Origin of the sequence: Prevotella sp. 20925_1_30 (assembly GCF_041433025.1) — a bacterium.
Classification (GTDB): domain Bacteria; phylum Bacteroidota; class Bacteroidia; order Bacteroidales; family Bacteroidaceae; genus Prevotella; species Prevotella vespertina.
Genome location: NZ_JAPWAR010000016.1, coordinates 26391 through 46065 on the forward strand (window position 1 = coordinate 26391; position 19675 = coordinate 46065).

The following is a 19675-nucleotide window of genomic DNA, read 5'->3' on the forward strand; positions in this document are numbered from 1 at the left end:
TATCGGAACGTGGAACTAAGCTATGGCGAGATCCATAGCCGAGTAAATCTAATCACGAGTTTTTTGTTTGAGAAACAAATTCCGGCTTTTTGCAATAATTGTTCGGACCCAATTTCTTTTGTAATTTTACAACTAGCAGGGATTCAATTAGGAATACCATCTTATCTTTTCTTGCCAAAAGATAAAAGTATAAAAGTATTTGACGAACAGATCATTGACTCCATAATAGAAAACCGACAAACGATTACAGTCGATAAATATTTTTCGACTAAAGAATCTTATTCTTTCTTTTTCAATTCTAGTGGGACAACAAGTATCCCTCATGTTGTGGAGAATACAAGTCTGTCATTTTTTTTCATCTGCGAAGCAATTAAACGGTATAAGCCGATGAACGATTATTTAGGTAGGTATAAACGTTTCTTGTTATGTTGTCCGCTAAATCACTCGTTTGGTTTTTCTTCTTTAATAGAAATGCTTATATATGGCGTGCATTCATACTTTCCAGATACATTCTCTATCTTGGATATAATTAAAACAATACACAGTTGTGGCGAAAAACGAATAAATAGCATCTTGGCGTCTCCGTTTATAGTAGAGAAATCAATAGAACTCCTTCATGGAAGTTTTCTTGATAAGATTCAACATATAGGATTAGGTACAGATAAACCAAGTAAGAAATTGATTGAGAACATTTATGCCCATAATAAAAACATATTGATATCTAATCGCTATGGGCTTACAGAGATTCCATCAGCAATTTTTGTTTCAAATTTCGAATCAAAAGAAGTAGCAGAGGAGACTTTATATAATCTCGCGTCACCACTTCCGATTTATACATATGAAGTGTCCTTAAATGAGGTAGGAGAATACGACCTTAGTATATTAAATTTATTAACAAATGAAATAATACCTACAGGAGACAGTGTGGGATACGACAAACAAAATAAACTGTATTTGATAGGAAGAAGTAAGGAGATTATTAAATACAATGGGATCAGAATTGACTGCTCTGTCATTGAAAATGTTTTACTTGGATGTATGGGGATTGAAGATTGCTTATTGTATGTAAGTGAGAACAAATTGATTTTAGAATATGTTTCTGAAAAAAACGTCATTTCAAATAGCATTATTAGGTCATATTGGAGGGATAATATATCGACAGAATATTATCCAGATTTATACAAAAATGTAGATAGTATACACCGTACCATTACAGGAAAAAAACAAAGACGATAAGAATGAGTAAACATGCTTATATTTCTCTTATAAGATTTGAATGGAAGTGTTTTACCGGACATAGAATACTTCAAGTTATAATCTATATTCTACTATTATCTGCAATTTCTATTTCTATGACACAACCTTTGATATTCAAGACATTCATAGACAATATTCAGAATACGGTATCTCTACACCAACACATATACAAATTCTTTACTTTCTCTTTCTGTATTAAAATCATAGAATGGTTACTATTTATTCCTGCATATTATTTGCAGAGGAAAATATCATTTATGATATACCAAGAATATCTTTCTTCTGCATATTATTCACTCTATACTGAAAACCAACTATATCTCAAGACAGAAAAACATACGGGAAACGAATTAAGTCGACTTAGAAAGTCATGTGATGGATGTCGTGATTATTTTAATGACCAGTTTCATTACATAGAAGTATTATTCAGGCTTATTTTATCAATTGTTGCTATAGGCTGTTTTTCTGTTTTCCTTGGCATCCTTGCTGTTCTTTTGGGAGCATTAGCCTTCTACTTAACAATTCTTTTAGATAAACGTTATTCTATGTCACAAAAGAAATTACTGGACAAAGAACATATTGTATTTTCTTTTTTTGCTGATTTGTTAAGAAATCTATCTACCATTGTCTCCCTAAATCTATTCCAACCAATTGATTCAGTCCTCAGAAGAAGAGTCCTCTTAACAAAAGAGCATTATTATAAATCCAATACTATAACTATAACCAAACTTGTAAGTGTTGATGTTATCCTGATATTTATGACAATAATACTTATTATTGGATTCATTATAAAAAACTCAAGCCTCCCATCTAATCAATACTTAGGGAGTTTAGTGGCACTTTTTTCGTACATCTCTATATATACAGGTTTATTTAAGGAGTTTACATGGATAAATACACTCGCAACTGATACAGATGTGAATATCAAATCTTTTATTGTTTGTTTTGACAGAAAAGTAGATACGCATAAACATGAAAATAGCAGTCATTGGAATAGCGTAAAAATTCAGAATATACGACCTGATGAAAAATTATCAAGAGAAGTTCCGGCTTTAAATAACAATAATGTGAATTTGAAACTGAATCGGGGGGAACATGTGTTAATTATGGGGAGCAGTGGATCTGGCAAAAGTACAATACTGGAAATTTTGGCTGGAATTTTGCCCCCAGCGAAAGAAACAAAGTTTTATTACGATGACAACACAATTTCACCTCAAGAATTTTCAAAACAAATTATATATTCTCCTCAAGATACTTTGTTATTTAATGACACTGTATTATTTAATATAGTATTGGGATGTACTTACAATAGGCAAGACATTCAGAAAATTATCAAGGTCACGGGACTCGATGTTGTATTAAAAGCGAAAAGTAATCGTTTAGACAGTATTATTAGTGAGAATGGAAATAACCTTTCTGGAGGTCAAAAACAACGTATTTTACTATCTCGATATTTATTTTTTGCACATCTAAAAAAGTGTCCTATATTGATATTAGATGAATCTATGAGTGCATTAGATAGGGTGTCGGAAAACATCATACTACATAATATATTTGAAGCTTATCCAGATCTATCTATTATAATGGTATCTCATAACAACCTATTAAAAGGGAAGTTCGATAAGATTATAGATTTAAAATAGCAAATCTATCTTTCTTCTATTTGTATACTTAAAGAGAACAAACTTATACAATTAGTACCAAGTCGTATGTAGTGCGATTACCAGCCGCTGATAGTGTTTTTTCGCCCGATAATGTTTCAACGCTTAGGGACAATTAACTCCTAAATCATTTTTATTATGGTATAATTTGAGTGAAATAATTCATCATAAAGGTTTAAGTGCTGTTTATAGTATCGTTCTTCGCTGTATTTTTAGAACCTGGCATTAATGAAGTCATATATTTCAGTAATGGAATTTAGAGTTTAGATCAATCAAAACATTGTTTTTTAGGGATTCATGTTTTTCTGTAAATGTCCTAAGTGTAAGAAATACAGTATCGATTATTTGTCATTCTTTATCAAATGTTTGAGAATAGGATCGGCTTTAATTCGGGCAAATTCGTTGTCAACTAAGGCGAAAATGTCCTGCTTGATACATTTATAATTGACTTCGATAGTCTCTTTGAGATTGTCGGAACCATCTTCGTTTGTAAAGTCTGCTATTGTTGGTATTGGCTGGTTGGCTTTCATCTCCTCAGAGACCTTGGCACTGTCCACCACAATCTCTGCGTGGAAAATCTTTTGTTCGATACGTTCGTCGAAGTTGTCGGATACCGCACCTACGAATATACCTTGTGTGAGGTTTGAAATCTTGCTTGCAGGGATAAGACTGTCCATCTGTGTGGAGATAGAGGTGGATTTGTCATTACGATTGATAGTCATAGACTGACGTTGCTGAAGTACCTTGCCGAAGCGTTCACTTAAAGTCTTGGCAGTCATTCCTTCCACCTTCACGGCTTTGCCTTCCACAAGTTCTTTGTACTGGGCATCAGAGAGCGTTACACCCTTGATTTCCTTAGGGATGTTCACACGATCAGCACGCAGGGCTATGATTTCATTCGTCTGCGGATCGATAGATACGTAGGCAGAGAAAGGCTCTCCATTCTTAGGTGTTACCTCAATGGTCTTGCCAAGATTGCCCATAGCAAGGAGTTGCTCCTTTTCTTCGGGAGAGAGCTTGTAACCCATATAGGGAAAGTCAAGCTGTGTTTTTTTCTCAATGGATGAATTGCCAAGCCGATATTGCCGTTATCGTCCGTACGGAACGCAAGGCGTGCTTCAGTGTAGATGGTGGTGCCGCCGATAGGAACAGCAATTGTGATGAGATTGCTCTTCTGCCAATTGAGCATCTTTTCCAATTCTCCATTCTGCTCCAATCGCTCACGGGAAAGACCGAGATCGTTGAGCATCTTCCAATCCACCTTTTCGGAGTAGATAGCGGTGGCATTCTTCTGCTGGGGCAGATAGTCCTCAAAAGGAATGCCCATTTCAGCTAGTTGCTGTTTGCTTTCTGGCTTTTCACGGCTTTGTAGCATGGTGCGCAGATTGTCCACGCTCTGCTCCACATTGTCTGCCAATACCTTGTACAACCCGAAATGAGTCGGATTATTGAACTGTTTGAGGAAGTTGGCCATGAAGTTCTTCAGCAGTCAGTCCTTGTTGTTAAACTTCAAGAACGCTGCCTGATTGGCAGCGATTGCCTCAGTGGTTTTAAGGTTTCCCTTGTCGTCAATACCAGAAACTACGGAGAGCTTTCCTTGCTTCCTTTTCGTTCTTTACTTCCGTGCGGTCTTCCAAGACCAGCACGTAATTGTCATTGCTGTTTGATTCCATTGCTTGATAATTTTAATGATGAATATTACTATTGAACCGCTAAATTATAGGTATATAATGAGATTAATTGGGAATTGGGTAAAGTGGGATGTCAAAGGAAAAACGAGGAAATCTGGATTACACTTTTAGAATATGAGTAAACTATTGTTAAGTATAACGCTGCAAAAGTATCTTATTTATTAAATATTATTAAAATAATGTATCTTGGTTAGCTATATATAATTATTTAATAATATTTTTTGTATATTTGTGGCATAATAAAATGGGAAAGGCAAAGCCTATCATATTGAGAAGTAGCCATTAAGTCATATGTTTTCCAAATGAAAGAAATAAAGAAAGCTAAAATGTCTCAAATTGTGGGAGGAACGACAACTACAGAAATGGTAGAAGTCGGAGTTATTGTAGAGAATGAGTATCCAGAAGGTCAGGTGGGAAAAGGAGAGCCGATTGTTGTTACATTTCCTGAACCAGGTGATAGTTTGATAAATTCATTTTCAGAAGGGCTTATTAAGTAAAAGTAACCCATATTGTGGTAGGAATTTCCTTTTACTATTTTTATTTAGGAATGGTAAAAGGAAAATTTTGTTTAGTTTTATATGAAAAATAAAAAAATTGCTACTCTTCTATTTTTTTTAATTCTTTTTTGCTCTTACTCCCTCTCTCCCAAAGTACCTCTTACATCTTGCTCTAATATTCCTACAGACAGTATAGCATTAGTCCTTTCAGAAATGTACGGATTAGACCAAGGAGTCAGAGATTCTTCATTACACCAATTTAAAAAAAAGGCGGATGTGAGGGCATTTCTCTTCTCTGTAGATTCAATTAATTTTCAACGGGCAATAGAAATTATAAAAAAATATGGGTGGATCGATGGAAAAGTGCTTGGTGAAACGTATTTACATAAAGAGTCTATAAATGCATCATTATTAGCTATTTTTCTTCATAATCCGAGACGTTTAAATAGACATTTAAGACAAATGTTAATATCCGAAGTTAAAAAGGGAAGGCTTTCATCGTCGACATGCATGCTTATTCTAGACAAATATTATGTAGTATGTGAACATCGTACAATTTTTAACACAGCATTTAAGAGCTGGCTGAAAAAACCTTATGTTAAACAAGAAGATAAATGGTTATCAGATAGTTTAATGAATGAGTTAGGTTTACCATTACTACCAAATTATATAATAAAATGATTTTGATTTTAAACTCAGACACAGGAGATTTCTCTCATATTGAAATAATAAATTGGCTTGAATTTTACAATGCAGATTATCTTGTTTTGACAGGGGAAAGTTTGATGAGAGGAAATGTAAAATTTGAATATACCATCGATGATATTTTTTTAAATGGCATATCTCTAAAAAATATTTCTGTTGTTTTATATCGGCGATGGCAGTACCCGTATCAATTTCAAATATCAAAGGACAAGATTCTAAATGAAGCCATAGTTTCTAACTTATTCAACGAATCTATCGAGATACGTAATTTGTTATTCGAAGAGTTAAAAGATGCGGTTTGGTTTCCTTCACCAAAAAGAGTCGCTATAAATAAATTACTAATGCTAAAAGAAGCCAAGCGTGTGGGACTTCGTGTTCCCGACACAATAGTGACGACTGAAAAAAAACAACTTATAAGATTTGTGAAGTCGCATAATAATAGGGTCATAACAAAAGCAATAGGCAACTATTTACCTGTTACATCATCTGATGGTATTACATTCAATCCAATATTTACAAAAATAATTAATATTGATGACATTAGAGCTTCAACTGCAAGTACTTTCTCAAATTCACTTTTTCAAGAATATCTTCCAAAGGCGTTTGAATTGAGAATTTTTTATTTTAATAACAAGTTTTTTTCAACTGCATTAATGTCACAACATAATGAGATAACTCAGATAGATTCTAGGGTTACAGAGAATTTAAGAGGAAGCAAGCTAGTACCATATAAATTACCTCGAAATATAGAAAAACAACTTATATCTTTTTTAAAAAATGTTGAATTAAATACTGGCAGTATAGATATGATCGTAACTCCAGATGGTGACTTCTATTTTTTAGAGATTAATCCAGTGGGACAAATTGCTGGTTATTCTAGGAGAACTGGGCAATGCATGGAGAGATTTATTGCAGAACAATTAATTAAAATAGATGAACGAGTTAGATAGATTAACTAAATGTGGAAAACTACCGTTAGCGTTTTCAAATTTAAGAGGCATAAAAGCAAAAGAGCAAGAATCTGTGTTTCTAAATAGAGAAACTGTATTTCATCCATACGAACAGCATGTTTTATGTGAAGCAGATTCATCATGTATAAATAGTAAAATTTATGATGTATTTTAGTATTTTACCTAGTGTTATTATAACTTCTGGATTATCCGAATATCTTATTATGGATATAGAAGAAAATTCATATTCAGAAATACCTATCGAATGGGGAAAAATTTTAGAATCATCTTCAATATTTATTATAGGAGAAGAAGAAGTCAAATATGAGGAGATAAATATTCCACGTATATATGACCAAGAACTTGTCGATTATATGGTTAATAATGGTATGGCAATAATCACTAGATTCCCGACAACATTTTCTTCGTATAGTTTCAAGGAATGGGGAATCCCTTTTCCATTCGAATCTCTAATAATAGATGTAAACTCAATCAAAGATCTTCATAATGTTCTATCAACACTTCCAAGTAGGAGAATTTCACATTTTATTCAGTTGAGGCTTTTTTTTATTTGTAGTGCGGAAAAATTAAAAAAAATAATAAAGGATGTTATAAGTTACGGATATTTCAATATAGAGGTGGTTTTTAATCATGATAAAAAAACAAATATTTCAGCATATACTCACATATTAGCATCTTACCCTTTTCATATATCGAGACTTGTAGTAATGAATTCAATGGATTTACATACATTAGATAATAAAATAATATTTAATAAAAATAAGATTACCAATTCAAATGATTGTGGACTAATTAGTGAAAATCTTTTTAGCATTAATATTGACTCATATGCAAAATACTGTTTAGGAAATACCTGCCTTTGGAAAAAAATATCAATTGATGTCAAAGGAAATATACGTAATTGCCCCTCAACTTCAGTTATTTATGGCAATATAAGTAACACTTCTTTAATAGATGTTTTGTCTAATAAAACATATCATTTTTTGTCGAATATCAAGAAAGAAGATGTAGAAGATTGTCGCCAATGCAAATTCAGGAAATGTTGTATAGATTGTAGAGGAGGAGTGAATAATTACTATGAGAAGCCGAATAAATGTAATCTTTTCTGACTGTCAGTAATTGAAATAAGATAGGGATATTCCAATATTTGTTTATTTTTACAATGACTTAATTTACAGTTATCTGCTTATTACTCTAACCCAAGTTTAACCGGCAAAATTATTTTTCATAAATATTCGGGATATTTTGTGTAGTATCAATTTGATAAATGATTGATAATCAAGTATAGGGTATTGTAACGAGGAGTAAAATCTGATTTGTAGGACACAGTCGTATCAAAATTATTTTGTTACTTTGCACTCATGCACGCAAATGTACAGACACGATTTAACCCTGCCACAGGCGACATGGCTCCTTATTATCGCATCAAGGAGTCATATCGTGATGTGCAGGGTCATGTACATTCGCTAATTCTGTTGAATATCGGGTTCGAACCTTCACTTACTGTTGTACAGGTTCGAAAAATAGCATACGCACTTACCGAACGCTTCAAAAACAGAAGTACACCCTCGCTTTTCATAGAACACCTTGACGGGCTTACTCCTATTGAACAGGCAAAGGCTGACGAATGGTGGATTCGTATGGAGAAAGAAGGTGGAATCGATCGGTTTAATAAGGAAGAGCAGAAGTCGCTGAGAAAATACGAGAACTATATTGACCTTGAGACGGCAAACTATACTGACGCAAGGAATGTTGGTGCTGAGTGGCTCTGCAAGCAGACAATAGACAAGCTGCAATTAGAGGGTTTTCTGCGCAAAAACGGCTGGACGGAGAATACGATACACACGGCTTTATCAGCATTGATTGTCCGTACGGTATATGCAGTTTCTGAACGTTCATCTTATTATTATTTGCGCGATAACTCGGCTGCTGGCGAACTTTACAGTGGAGCTCCTGGCTGGACACCAGGGATCAATTCTCTGTATAAAATCACAGACAAGTTATATGAACTAAAGGAACAGTTAGAGTGTCATTTGTGCAGCGTTACTGACAATCTCTTTAATATAGACAACAAGTTGATGCTCTTCGACTTAACCAACTTCTATTTCGAGGGTAGTAAGCGTAATAGCGATAAAGCCAAGTTCGGTCGTTCAAAAGAAAAACGCTCTGATTGTAAGCTACTTGTACTTGCATTATGTATCAATAAAGAAGGTTTTATACGTTATTCTTCAATCTTGGAGGGTAATACAGCAGATCCCAAGTCTCTATCCAATATGATTGATACGCTGGCAAAGAGAAATCCATCATGAACCAAGGATACGCTCGTTGTCATGGATGCAGGTGTTGCCACGGAAGAGAACTTGGAGCTAATAAAGAAAAAGGGTTACAATTATCTCTGTGTATCTCGTACGAAAATGAAGGAGTATACGCTCGCTCAGTGATGATAATAAGAGCGTTACTGTAATGGATGCCCATCGGCAGAAGATAACGCTGAAAGAGGTTAAGACAGAGGATGATAAGGATTATTATCTCGAAATAACATCTCCATCGAAAGCTATGACAGAGTCGTCCATGAACAGAGTCTGGAGAGAGCGTTTTGAGATGGAACTGCAGAGGATAAACGATGGAATATCGAAGAAAGGTGGAACAAAAACCTATGAAAAGGTTGTTGAACGTACAGGACGTGCCATACAGAAGTACCCATCTATAGCGAAGTTCTACCAGATAAGCTACATAAAAAACGAGAAGAAACCCAATCAGATGCTGCGTGTAGACTGGGAGATAAAAGACCTATCGGCAATGGAATCTGGTCACGGAGTCTATTTCCTCCGCAGCAATGTCAGGACACTTTCTGAGCGTGTGACATGGGAATACTACAATCTCATTCGCGAGATAGAATGTACGAACAGACAACTAAAGAATGATCTCAACCTCCGTCCTATCTATCATCAGAAAGATGAGCGAAGTGACGCACACCTCTTCTTCGGTTTATTAGCCTACTGGGTGGTAAACACCATCCGTTGTCAATTAAAACGAGAAGGAGAATCTTGTTACTGGACCGAGATAGTACGACGTATGAGTACCCAAAAGCTCGTCACCACAAAAGGGAAGAATCCATTAGGTGAAACCATCGAGATGCGCCAATGTAGTAGTCCTTCGAAGCAAGCAAAACAAATATACGATAAGTTGGACTTAAAACACTCACCATTCAAAAAGAATAAAATTTGTAGGACACAGAGCCCATAAGAAAAATGATAAAAGAACGGTGACAGTTAGATTAGGCGAAAGTGAGTGTTAAACTTGGGTTAAAATAACACTGAGGATATAACTCATGACTTGAAAGAAAAATGAAACTGCCGATGCTCATATTTTTTACTTTAAACTGTAAGATTAATTTATAAGTCCAAAATAAAATTTAATTATTTTTGTTTGATATACATATCTGTATTTTGCTTGAGAATATTTTGTAGATGCATCTATATATTGATTTAATACAGTATTATAATCTACTATAGTTGCTGCACCTAATAAATATTTTTTCTCAATCTCCTCCAATGCAACTATGGAAGATGATAAATATTTAGATGTAGAATTAAAAATTTGCCAGTAATTTTGCAAATCTAAATATGCTTTATTAACTTCATATTTAGAATTAGATTCAGCTGACCTTAATAAATATTCTGCCTGCGTTAATGCCAATTTGCTTCTTTGTACATTTTTTCTGGTTGCATAGCGATTAAATATAGGAATATTTACACTAAGGGTAAAAAAATTACTTAAATTATCTCTATATTGGTTTATAAATGGATATATCTTCTGATAAGATGTGCCATCATTATTATATATCATTTTCCCCCTAGCACTAGAAAAACTAGATGCTAATGATGCATTTAATGTAACAATTGGATAATATTGTGATTTAGCTATAGTTACGTCACGCTTTCGTATTTCAATCAAAACTTTCGCTTTTTTTATTTCGGGAGAAAAACATATAGCTTCTATAACTTCAGATAATTTAGGAAGGTCATCAGGCTTCTCAAAATCATCAGGTTCAGCTTCAAAATTCTTAAAATTATCAAAATCAATTAGCCTACAGATATTTAATTTAGCAATATATAATTCATTCTTGGCTTTCAATAAATTAGTTTCTGCATTAGCAAGTTGGGTCTCAACTTGCGAAAAATCAGCTTTAGTAACTTTACCAATCCTAAACATATCGCTCACCTTTTCTTTCTGAGTTTTGAGTGAATTCAGTATCTGCTCACAAATTTTTATGTTTTCATAAGCCAATAGTACCTGAAGATAATAAGCTGTGATATTTAGCCTTAAATCATACTTTACCTTCTCCAGACTATATAATGTGGAGCTAAAATTTAACTTCTCTCTTTGAAATATATTACTTTTTTTAAAACCATCAAATAAATCTATTGAAGCTGTTATAACAGTATTATTGCCTTGGACAGTTTGGTTTTCTATAAAATCATATGTTGTTGGGTCCAAAACACGTCCTTGTGATAACGAATAGTTGTTTTTTAAAACTATATTTGGAGCAAAAGCCCATTTCGCTTCTGATAAGTTAATTTTTTTGCTTTCAATATCTAATTTTTTGCTTTTAACATCAACATTATGCTCTTCAGCATAAGTTATACAATCCATCAAGCTCCATTTTTTTTCTTGAGAATATAAGGTTTGACAAGATAATATAAATAGAAAGAAACTGATAATTTTATGCATAACTTTCAATTTTTGAAGATTGAAATAATTGGATTAAAGAAACGAGAGATTAATCTCATTTCTTCTGTTACAATTTCCGCTGTTCCATCCATCTGTTGAATCATCGGTATTTCCTTACCATATGAAGTAATTAAATGGTTATGCAATGATACTTCAGCTACATAGACTATCGATTTACCTTCTGAATGGACTATTTGTTCAGGAACAGCAGATAATGATTTAATCTCACAATTCAACACACCAAATTCCATATAGGGGTATCCATTTAGTTTAATGTTAACTCTTTGTCCAATTTTAACTTTACCAAAACCTGATGAAGGAATTTGAATACGACCAATTATTTGATCATTCCCTCGAGGTATAATACTTGCTAACTTATCACCTATTTTGATATTTTGATATTTATTCCAATAGTTAATGAAAGTAATTCGACCTGATATCGGTGCTACAATAGCATATGTCTGCATCCATTTTAAAATTTCAGTTTTCAATTGCTGAATACTTTGATCTAAAGTCCGAAGATGTTCAGACATCTCATCATCTTTTTGAATGTTAAGTTCTGAAATTTGCTGTTCTAATTGTAGGATTTGCAATGCACTTGAAGTTAGTTCTGCATGAGCACCTGATTGTATTTTTTGCTTCTGTTTTAGTTGTTGTAAAGAGGTCTCATAATTAACAGAGGAAATAGCTTTCTCTTTAAATAATATTGAATCCCTTGTAAACAACTGTTTTTGTAGTGCCAAATCTTGACTTGAATAATAATACTGTTCTTTCTTTCTTTCATAATTATCACGACTATTTACAAGTTGCATCGTTAATAATTGTTTTTTTTGTTCGATATGTTTCTTTGTAAGAAAATGGCGAAAGCTTCTAATTTCCTTTTGAAAAGAAGTAAAAGCTACTTGTATTTCACCTAAGTTATAATCATTATCAATCCATTTTTCCTTAACAGCCTCTGGATAGTATGCTTTAGAAAGAACATTGCACTTTTGAGATACAAAGTTTACATCGTTCCACTTAGCTGTGCTTGCGAGAATTGCTATTACATCACCTTGTTTCACTTGTTCGCCGTCCTTGCAACACATTGTATCAATCAATCCATCATACCGAGAAATTAAATCTACTGGCGGATTATAGGTTGTTATTTGAATGGGAGCAGAGATAATATCAGGATACTTAACAAAGTAACATCCCAATAAAAAACCAACAAAAATAATAAAAAAAAACGTTACGCCCCATCTTACAACCCAAGAAGGGGCCTTTCCCATAATTGATTGGGCTTCTTCACTATAAAAATTATTTATATCTGGCATTATCTTTCCCTTAATTATCTAATTCCAATTGATTTTTAACTAACTTATAATAATAGCCTTGTTTTGCTATCAGTTCACTATGCTTACCTTGTTCAACAATAGAACCATGTGCCATAACTATTATATTATCTGCATTTTTAACAGTAGATAAGCGATGGGCAACTACAACAACCGTTTTATTATAAAACATTTTTTTAAGCCTTTCCATAATAGTCCTTTCATTATTGGCATCTAAAGAGTTTGTTGCTTCGTCAAAGAATAGCATTTTTGCATTTTTATAAGCCGCTCGAGCAATTAAAATTCTCTGCTTTTGACCAGAGCTTAGCCCCATTCCATCAGAACCAATTTTCGTATTATACCCAAGGGGCAAACTTTCTATAAAATCATTGATATTTGCTATCTCTGCAGCATAATTAATTTTTTCCATATTAGGTCTTTCGTCACTCACTCCAATATTATTAGCAATGGTATCAGAAAAGATATATCCATCTTGCATCACGGAACCACATGTTTTTCTCCATGCGGAAGGGCTATAAAGTGATAAATTCTTACCACATAAAAGGATTTCACCTTTAACAGGTTGGTAGAATCCTAACATCATTTTCACTATAGTAGATTTACCGCTTCCTGATGTTCCAACTATTGCTGTCACCTTATTTGATGGTATTGTTAGTGAGACATTTTTGAGGGCTTTAGGAGAGTGAGGACCATCATATTGGTATGTCACGTCTTTAAAAATTATTTCAACATCATTGGGTACCTCTAAAATAAAATTTTTATCCACAGGTTCTTCATCTTCTTTCTCTTGTACCTCTCCCAATCTCTCCAAAGAAATTTTTGCATCTTGAGTACTTTGTACAAATTGTATAAATTGAGAAAGAGGTGCATTTAACTGTCCAATTATATATTGCAAAGCGGTCATCATACCCAAGGTCATACTGCCATCTATCACAGAACGTGCAGCTATAAAAGATATTACCACATTTTTAATCTGGTCTATAAAAGTTCCTCCAACATCTTGTGTTTGTCCTAATAACAGACCTTTCACTGAGACATGAAATAATCGGGCTTGAATCCGTTCCCATTCCCAACGTTTTTGTTTTTCGCAATTATTCAGTTTAATATCTTGCATACCTGTTATTAACTGTACGATGCTGCTTTGATTATTAGATGCTTCCTGGAAACGCATATAATCAAGTTTACGTCTGCGCTTCATAAATACCAATATCCACAAAACGTATAAAAGGCTGCCAAATAAAAAAACACCCAATATTTTTATATTATATCCCCCAATTACACATCCATAAATTATGAAAGTAACTATTGCCATTACCATATTTAACATAGACTCTGTCAGAAAACTTTGGATTCTTCCAAAATCCCCTATTCTTTGCATAATATCCCCTAATTTCCTAGAATCAAAGAAAGAAATAGGTAATCTCATAAGTTTTGAGAGAAAATTAGATATTAACGAGATACTAATTCTGGATGTCATGTGAAGCATTAACCACGAGCGAATTAAATTGTTTGCCATCTGACCTAGGACCAAAGCTACTTGGGCTATAAGCATCATTACAACAAATGATAGATTATTTGTGCCAATGCCTTTGTCAACAACAGATTGAGACAAAAATGGTAAAATTAGACTTAATATGCTTGCAGTAAGCATTGCAATCGTAAGTTGAACTAAATAATTCTTGTACGGTTTTAGGTAAGCCAATAATTGATAAAAATTCGTTCTCTTATCTTCATCTCCTTTTTCTGTATAAAAAGCTGGTGTTGGTTCTAAGATAAGGGCAATTCCTCTAGGAGAATCTTTACCATTAGATTGATCCCATGACTTGATAAATTGTTCTTCTCTATATACTAATAACCCAGCTTCTGGGTCTGAAACGTACACTTTCTTCTTTTTAATTTTATAAACTACTATAAAATGTTGCTGATTCCAATGAACAATACATGGTAGAGGGGCATGTTCTTTCAATTCATTCCATTCTATTATGACACCAGTTGGCTTTAGACCAATAATCTCTGATGCATCGCTGATACCCAACAAAGAAACTCCTTCGCGATTTATGTGACATTTATCGCGAAGCATCTGTAGCGAATAATTCCGACCATAATATTGTGCAATGATTTTAAGACAAGTTGGGCCACAATCCATACCATCTAATTGTCTGTAATTAGGAAAATTCATAGAAAATTTTGTAAATGTTCTAAATTATAGTACTCCTCATTTTATAACAGGGGCTGAGATTTAGTTATTTGCTTGCAGAGTCTTCGGATAATCCTAAAAGTGCTCTTGTCTTGGTAAAATCCAAAGGTGCGATGTTCCAAAGGATTTTTATAGGCCAGCATGCTACATAAATCGTTACATATCGGTCTTGGCACTGCAAATATACTTTCTTTTTTACATTATTGCAAGGAATTTTGTATTTTTATTTAACCATATTAAATTTTGTGCTAGGAAAGCTATACGACAAAGCAAAGATAAGGTCCCTTGTAGTTGTCATAATAAATTCTCTCGTTCTTCTACAATGTTAGCAAGTTTGATATCGCAATTTTCTTTCTTAAACTCAAATCTCATTAGAACCCGCAATTTTTCGTAACTATTCAGCGATAAGTTGTATGAACTATTATTGATTATCGATAAGTTACATAAACAAATATATACAAATTCTGGTAAAGGATGTCATTTCGAGCCTTTTGCCACAATATTATGTTTATAAGTTCTTGATATTCAACGTTCATTATCGCTGAACAGTTACAAATGGAACAACAAAATTTAAATAACATGAAGAAAAGTCGACTAAAAGGTCTTTCGCAAATTGCGATTGACAACCAACTTTTTACCAAACTACTGTAATAATACAATAAATATTTTTAAATCGAAACCAAAAAGACTATAATAAGGAATATTTATGAAAAATCAGATGATACTTTTTGCATTCTTTTTGTTGGTATTGGTTTATCCACAAGAAACACAATCGCAAACGTTAGTTACTATAGATTATGTCGAACATTTCCAAGAAAATGGAGCTGGCATAATGTCGTCACAACCTATCCTATCAAAAACAGCAAGGATTAATAATAAAACGGACATTTCTTTTGATATTTCATATGATGAAAACATCCCAGATTCCGTCTCTAAATGTCTGGAAGTAGCTACTGATATTTGGAGAAATTGTCTGAATATAAATTCTGATTATAAAATTCGTATTAAAGCTGTATGGGATGACCTCCCCGAAGAAGAGGATGTGAAAACAACAGTTTCCTACACCAAATATAATGGTTATTTCTATCCAACTAGCTTGTATTGTTCATTAATCAATAATCTTGGAACAAATGGGTCGCCAGATGCAATTATTACAATAAACAAGAATAAAAATTGGTTCTTCCGTTAAATGCGTAGACGCCTATCATGCAGTGCATATAATCTTAATTTGAAGTATTCTTCATTTCTGAACCCATATATCTGTCTTTTCAAAACCTTTATTTTGTTGTTAATTTCTTCTATTGTTCCGTTTGTTATTTAATGGTCATACCATACTAATATGTATGTCTTGTATGCTCTAATAGTTGACACCATTTTCATTAATGGCTGTATTTTGGATTCTATAGCTTGCTTTACCCATTCATCCAAGACAGCTTTAGCCTTTTGCTTACTACACTGATTCCATATTTCCTTAAGTTCTTCTTTGAGATAATAGGCAATCATTAGCGGACGGTTTAGGCTTAGAGCGTTCTCCAGTCTATTTCTGTGTGCATGATCAAAGATATCATTTCCATTTCTAAGCAACAACCAACGTGTTCCTTTGATTACTTTACGCTTGTTGACGTCCTTTTCCACATGCCATAACTTTCTTCTTAGCAAGTCCAGTTTTTCGTTCATAAGCTTGGTTACATGAAAGTGGTCTACTACAAGTGCCGCATTGGGAAGATGCTCACTTACAGCTCGAGTATATGCGGCAGAAAGGTCTGTACATACTGCTTGTATATGTTCTTTGTTATTGCCCAGACGTTCCCAGAAACCATCAAGGGCATTCTTTCCATTGCCATCATCGACATAGACAATATGACCATTATTCAAATCTACAACTATTGTCTTGTATACATGCCCCTTATGAGTGGCAAACTCATCAATGGAAATATGCCTTAAAGTAGAAAGGTCTGGGTTGGAGTAATTCGACTGCAGAAACTCCATATGTATATTAAGCACTACATCCCAAAATACCTGAAGAAACCATGATATGTCCTGGATTGTAGCAAAGCGAGACAGGTCAAGCACCATATTCGCAAAGGCTTTTGTGTACCGGCGTTTCCCTTTCGCAAAGTCGATGTTTTCTTGTTTGATACAGCCACAGTCGTGACATTGAATACGATGTACACGCATGTCTATATAGGTCTTGCTCAGACCTATGGGCACACTTACAAAGCGACGAATATGACTGCCGTTACGATTAATATTATGACTTCCACATACAGGACAACAAAGTTTTTCCTTTGGAGTTTGGATTTCTAAAACTAAGTTATTACCTTCGTAGCGCAGATTCTGACAATCTTGTTGGGAGACTCCTAAGGCGTTTTGCATTATGCTGGTATTCATGTTCTTGAGGTTTGGTCACTACAAAGATACATAATACCAGCTTTTTATATATAACTAATCAGAGATATCTATCCATTTAACGGAAGAACCTTTTTTATTAGATTGTTTCAAACTGTAAGATTATCAAAATGATATTTGCATTTTAACACACCCTCAAGGATTTCTATGCAATTTAAGTTTTACCGGACAGTAATAATTGTTATTGTTTAATCAGATGACTAAGTAAGGGATTATTTTTAATTCGTTCAATTTCTGAATCAACCAATGAGTGTATCTCTTGCTTTACCTTACGATAGTTGGCTTCAATAGTCTCTTTGAGATTATCGGAGCCATCCTCGTTTATGAAGTTCGCTATCACAGGTATAGGCAGGTAGGCTTTCATCTCAGCAGAAACCTTTGCACTATCCACCACAACCTCCGCATGGAAAATCTTTTGGTCGATTCGCTCATCAAAGTTATCGGACACTGCACCCACGAACATACCTTGTGTGAGGTTTGAAATCTTGCTTGCAGGGATAAGGCTATCCATTTGCGTGGAAATAGACGTAGACTTGTCGTTACGGTTGATAGTCATTGATTGTCGTTGCTGAAGAACCTTTCCAAACCGCTCAGAGAGTGTTTTGGCAGTTTCACCTACTACCTGCCCGGAGAACACGTTACCTACAGTGTTCTGTATTACTTTGCTCTCTTTGTCGCCATAATCACGGGTAAGTTGTGAGAAGTCCTGGAAGCCCAAGCACACTGCAACCTTGTTGCTTCGGGCTGTGGCGATAAGATTATCCAGTCCACGGAAATATATGGTAGGCAACTCGTCGATGATTACTGATGATTTGAGTTGCTTCTTCTTGTTGATGAGCTTCACAATACGGCTGTTGTACAGACCAAGTGCTGCTGAATAGATATTCTGTCGGTCAGGGTTGTTACCCACAACGAGGACTTTCGGCTCATTGGGGTTGTTGATGTCGAGCGAGAAATCATCACCCGTCATCACCCAATAAAGAGCTGGCGAAATCATGCGTGAAAGCGGTATCTTGGCACTGGCAATCTGTCCCTGCAACTGGTCCTGCGCTCCACCCTCCCAAGCGTCCATAAAAGGAGATAGGTAGTTGGCAAGCTCATCGTAGGAAGTGAGTATCGGAAATATCTGTGCGTAGGGACGGTTCAGGAACTCAATGGTATGAGGAAAGGTGCAATACTTCCCGTCCTCATAGATTTTCAGAAACCAGATGATGGCAGCCAGCAAGATAATCGGCGACTCCACGAAGAAGTCTCCCTGTTTCTGAATCCACGAGCGGTTGAGATTGAGCATGATCGTATAGGCACTCTCATAGGCATCCGATATATCCGTCATAAAGGCTGGATTGATGGGATTGCAGCGATGCGATTTCCTCGGATCGTCAAAGTTAATTACATAGAACTGTGGTTTTACCTTGTAGGCATCTAAATGATGAAGCAGGTGATTGTAAGCTATCTCTGAAAGGTCGGGAAATTTATAGTCGTAGATGTACATGGCAAAGCCTTTCTCTATCTGCTGCTTGATGTAGTTGTTCACGATAGCGTAGGACTTACCCGAACCCGGTGTTCCAAGTACCATTGAGGCACGGAACGGATTGACCACGTTAATCCAACCGTTGTTCCATTTCTTCTTATAGTAGAAGCGTGTAGGAAGATTGACGGAGTATTCATTTTCCATCAACCGAGTTTCCTGCATGAAACTCTCGTTCTCCGTATTGAATACATCATCCATCAGATTGTTTTTGAGCAATCGACTCATCCATACGCCACCCATCAGCAGACAGATATAGCCAATAGAAAGCGTAAATATATAGAGCAAAGCTGCCCCAACCTTGCCGATGGGTAGTACCAGCAGCCACCAATTGAGAAAGAAAAAGACGAAGCCTGAGAAAAGCACCGTCCAAATCTTTGGCCAAGTGATTTTCTCCTCTTTCACACCCTTTGTTCCCAAGCAGGAGAGGGCAAGGAAAACCACACAAAAGAGTTTTGTCCAGAGGATGGATGAGAACAATCCTGTGGTATGCTGGAAATTCATCAGTATCTTATCTACAATGCCGAACGTAAAGCCCCAGACATGAAATGCCTCGTAACAGAACCAATAACAGTTAACGAGGAGGAATATCACCGATATACCACGCATAAAGTCCATGACTTTACCCAATGCTCTTAAATCATCTTCTTGTGCCATAATTATATTGTTTTTATATTTGTTGTATTATCGTTAT

The 19675-nt window shown here is 34.8% G+C and carries 16 protein-coding genes and 1 pseudogene; 10 read left to right on the forward strand and 7 right to left on the reverse strand.

What is annotated here, in order from left to right:
- Nucleotides 1-63 precede the first annotated feature (63 nt).
- Together O3603_RS08030 and O3603_RS08035 are read left to right on the forward strand one after the other, a co-directional pair.
- A complete protein-coding gene (locus tag O3603_RS08030; RefSeq protein ID WP_371522060.1) occupies nucleotides 64-1236 on the forward strand; it encodes an AMP-binding protein in 1173 nt (390 codons plus the stop codon).
- A 278-nt stretch (nucleotides 1237-1514) separates the two neighbouring features.
- Nucleotides 1515-2900, forward strand: coding sequence for an ATP-binding cassette domain-containing protein (locus O3603_RS08035; protein WP_371522062.1), 1386 nt, complete (start codon nucleotides 1515-1517; stop codon nucleotides 2898-2900).
- Between the two features lie 359 nt (nucleotides 2901-3259).
- Here the strand turns inward: O3603_RS08035 and O3603_RS08040 are convergent, their stop codons facing one another.
- On the reverse strand, nucleotides 3260-3946 hold the full coding sequence (locus tag O3603_RS08040; protein ID WP_371522064.1) for a DUF3945 domain-containing protein: 687 nt from the start codon (nucleotides 3944-3946) through the stop codon (nucleotides 3260-3262).
- Entirely contained in the window at nucleotides 3871-4335 is a 465-nt protein-coding gene (locus tag O3603_RS08045) for a DUF4099 domain-containing protein (protein ID WP_371522066.1), read from the reverse strand. Before O3603_RS08045 ends, O3603_RS08040 begins: the two co-directional genes overlap by 76 nt.
- Nucleotides 4336-4911: 576 nt before the next feature.
- On the opposite strand from O3603_RS08045, the gene O3603_RS08050 reads away from it, so the two are divergent.
- The 7 genes from O3603_RS08050 to O3603_RS08080 all read left to right on the forward strand — a co-directional run bounded on the left by O3603_RS08050 (nucleotide 4912) and on the right by O3603_RS08080 (nucleotide 10028).
- On the forward strand, nucleotides 4912-5106 hold the full coding sequence (locus tag O3603_RS08050) for a hypothetical protein (protein WP_371522067.1): 195 nt from the start codon (nucleotides 4912-4914) through the stop codon (nucleotides 5104-5106).
- Nucleotides 5107-5187: 81 nt separating this feature from the next.
- Nucleotides 5188-5787 carry a hypothetical protein gene (locus O3603_RS08055; protein ID WP_371522069.1) on the forward strand — a complete coding sequence of 200 codons (600 nt, stop codon included), beginning with the start codon at nucleotides 5188-5190 and terminating at the stop codon, nucleotides 5785-5787.
- Entirely contained in the window at nucleotides 5784-6761 is a 978-nt protein-coding gene (locus O3603_RS08060; protein WP_219447072.1) for a hypothetical protein, read from the forward strand. Before O3603_RS08055 ends, O3603_RS08060 begins: the two co-directional genes overlap by 4 nt.
- On the forward strand, nucleotides 6745-6936 hold the full coding sequence (locus O3603_RS08065; RefSeq protein WP_219447074.1) for a hypothetical protein: 192 nt from the start codon (nucleotides 6745-6747) through the stop codon (nucleotides 6934-6936). Before O3603_RS08060 ends, O3603_RS08065 begins: the two co-directional genes overlap by 17 nt.
- Nucleotides 6937-6985: 49 nt before the next feature.
- Complete coding sequence (locus O3603_RS08070; protein WP_371522071.1) at nucleotides 6986-7891, forward strand: hypothetical protein; 906 nt, start codon at nucleotides 6986-6988, stop codon at nucleotides 7889-7891.
- 252 nt (nucleotides 7892-8143) lie between these two features.
- Nucleotides 8144-9091: a hypothetical protein gene (locus tag O3603_RS08075; protein ID WP_371522073.1), complete on the forward strand. Its 948-nt coding sequence runs from the start codon at nucleotides 8144-8146 to the stop codon at nucleotides 9089-9091.
- 154 nt (nucleotides 9092-9245) lie between these two features.
- The gene (locus O3603_RS08080; protein ID WP_371522075.1) at nucleotides 9246-10028 is read left to right on the forward strand and encodes a transposase; all 783 of its coding nucleotides are present in this window, start codon (nucleotides 9246-9248) and stop codon (nucleotides 10026-10028) included.
- A 144-nt stretch (nucleotides 10029-10172) separates the two neighbouring features.
- Here O3603_RS08080 and O3603_RS08085 read toward each other — a convergent pair whose 3' ends face one another.
- The 3 genes from O3603_RS08085 to O3603_RS08095 are packed head-to-tail and all read right to left on the reverse strand — an operon-like array spanning nucleotide 10173 to nucleotide 15026.
- On the reverse strand, nucleotides 10173-11516 hold the full coding sequence (locus O3603_RS08085; RefSeq protein ID WP_371522077.1) for a TolC family protein: 1344 nt from the start codon (nucleotides 11514-11516) through the stop codon (nucleotides 10173-10175).
- Between the two features lie 5 nt (nucleotides 11517-11521).
- Nucleotides 11522-12829 carry an HlyD family secretion protein gene (locus O3603_RS08090; protein WP_371522079.1) on the reverse strand — a complete coding sequence of 436 codons (1308 nt, stop codon included), beginning with the start codon at nucleotides 12827-12829 and terminating at the stop codon, nucleotides 11522-11524.
- Between the two features lie 10 nt (nucleotides 12830-12839).
- On the reverse strand, nucleotides 12840-15026 hold the full coding sequence (locus O3603_RS08095) for a peptidase domain-containing ABC transporter (protein ID WP_371522081.1): 2187 nt from the start codon (nucleotides 15024-15026) through the stop codon (nucleotides 12840-12842).
- 724 nt (nucleotides 15027-15750) lie between these two features.
- Here O3603_RS08095 and O3603_RS08100 point away from each other — a divergent pair.
- A complete protein-coding gene (locus tag O3603_RS08100; protein WP_371522083.1) occupies nucleotides 15751-16233 on the forward strand; it encodes a hypothetical protein in 483 nt (160 codons plus the stop codon).
- Here the strand turns inward: O3603_RS08100 and O3603_RS08105 are convergent.
- Nucleotides 16230-17435 (reverse strand): annotated as a pseudogene (locus O3603_RS08105) (ISL3 family transposase). The gene O3603_RS08100 and the pseudogene O3603_RS08105 overlap by 4 nt on opposite strands.
- A gap of 199 nt (nucleotides 17436-17634) precedes the next feature.
- Nucleotides 17635-19638, reverse strand: coding sequence for a conjugal transfer protein MobC (gene mobC, locus O3603_RS08110; RefSeq protein WP_371522085.1), 2004 nt, complete (start codon nucleotides 19636-19638; stop codon nucleotides 17635-17637).
- Between the last annotated feature and the right edge of the window lie 37 nt (nucleotides 19639-19675).

What these genes read in the sequence shown, in the direction of transcription:
- O3603_RS08070 (WP_371522071.1), top strand. Translation starts at nt 6,986, where the DNA reads ATGGATATAGAAGAAAATTCATATTCAGAAATACCTATCGAATGGGGA.
- O3603_RS08095 (WP_371522081.1), bottom strand. Translation starts at nt 15,026, where the DNA reads ATGAATTTTCCTAATTACAGACAATTAGATGGTATGGATTGTGGCCCA.
- O3603_RS08100 (WP_371522083.1), top strand. Translation starts at nt 15,751, where the DNA reads ATGAAAAATCAGATGATACTTTTTGCATTCTTTTTGTTGGTATTGGTT.
- O3603_RS08060 (WP_219447072.1), top strand. Translation starts at nt 5,784, where the DNA reads ATGATTTTGATTTTAAACTCAGACACAGGAGATTTCTCTCATATTGAA.
- O3603_RS08065 (WP_219447074.1), top strand. Translation starts at nt 6,745, where the DNA reads ATGAACGAGTTAGATAGATTAACTAAATGTGGAAAACTACCGTTAGCG.
- O3603_RS08055 (WP_371522069.1), top strand. Translation starts at nt 5,188, where the DNA reads ATGAAAAATAAAAAAATTGCTACTCTTCTATTTTTTTTAATTCTTTTT.
- O3603_RS08040 (WP_371522064.1), bottom strand. Translation starts at nt 3,946, where the DNA reads ATGGGTTACAAGCTCTCTCCCGAAGAAAAGGAGCAACTCCTTGCTATG.
- O3603_RS08090 (WP_371522079.1), bottom strand. Translation starts at nt 12,829, where the DNA reads ATGCCAGATATAAATAATTTTTATAGTGAAGAAGCCCAATCAATTATG.
- O3603_RS08050 (WP_371522067.1), top strand. Translation starts at nt 4,912, where the DNA reads ATGAAAGAAATAAAGAAAGCTAAAATGTCTCAAATTGTGGGAGGAACG.
- O3603_RS08085 (WP_371522077.1), bottom strand. Translation starts at nt 11,516, where the DNA reads ATGCATAAAATTATCAGTTTCTTTCTATTTATATTATCTTGTCAAACC.
- O3603_RS08080 (WP_371522075.1), top strand. Translation starts at nt 9,246, where the DNA reads ATGGATGCCCATCGGCAGAAGATAACGCTGAAAGAGGTTAAGACAGAG.
- O3603_RS08035 (WP_371522062.1), top strand. Translation starts at nt 1,515, where the DNA reads ATGATATACCAAGAATATCTTTCTTCTGCATATTATTCACTCTATACT.
- O3603_RS08075 (WP_371522073.1), top strand. Translation starts at nt 8,144, where the DNA reads ATGCACGCAAATGTACAGACACGATTTAACCCTGCCACAGGCGACATG.
- mobC (WP_371522085.1), bottom strand. Translation starts at nt 19,638, where the DNA reads ATGGCACAAGAAGATGATTTAAGAGCATTGGGTAAAGTCATGGACTTT.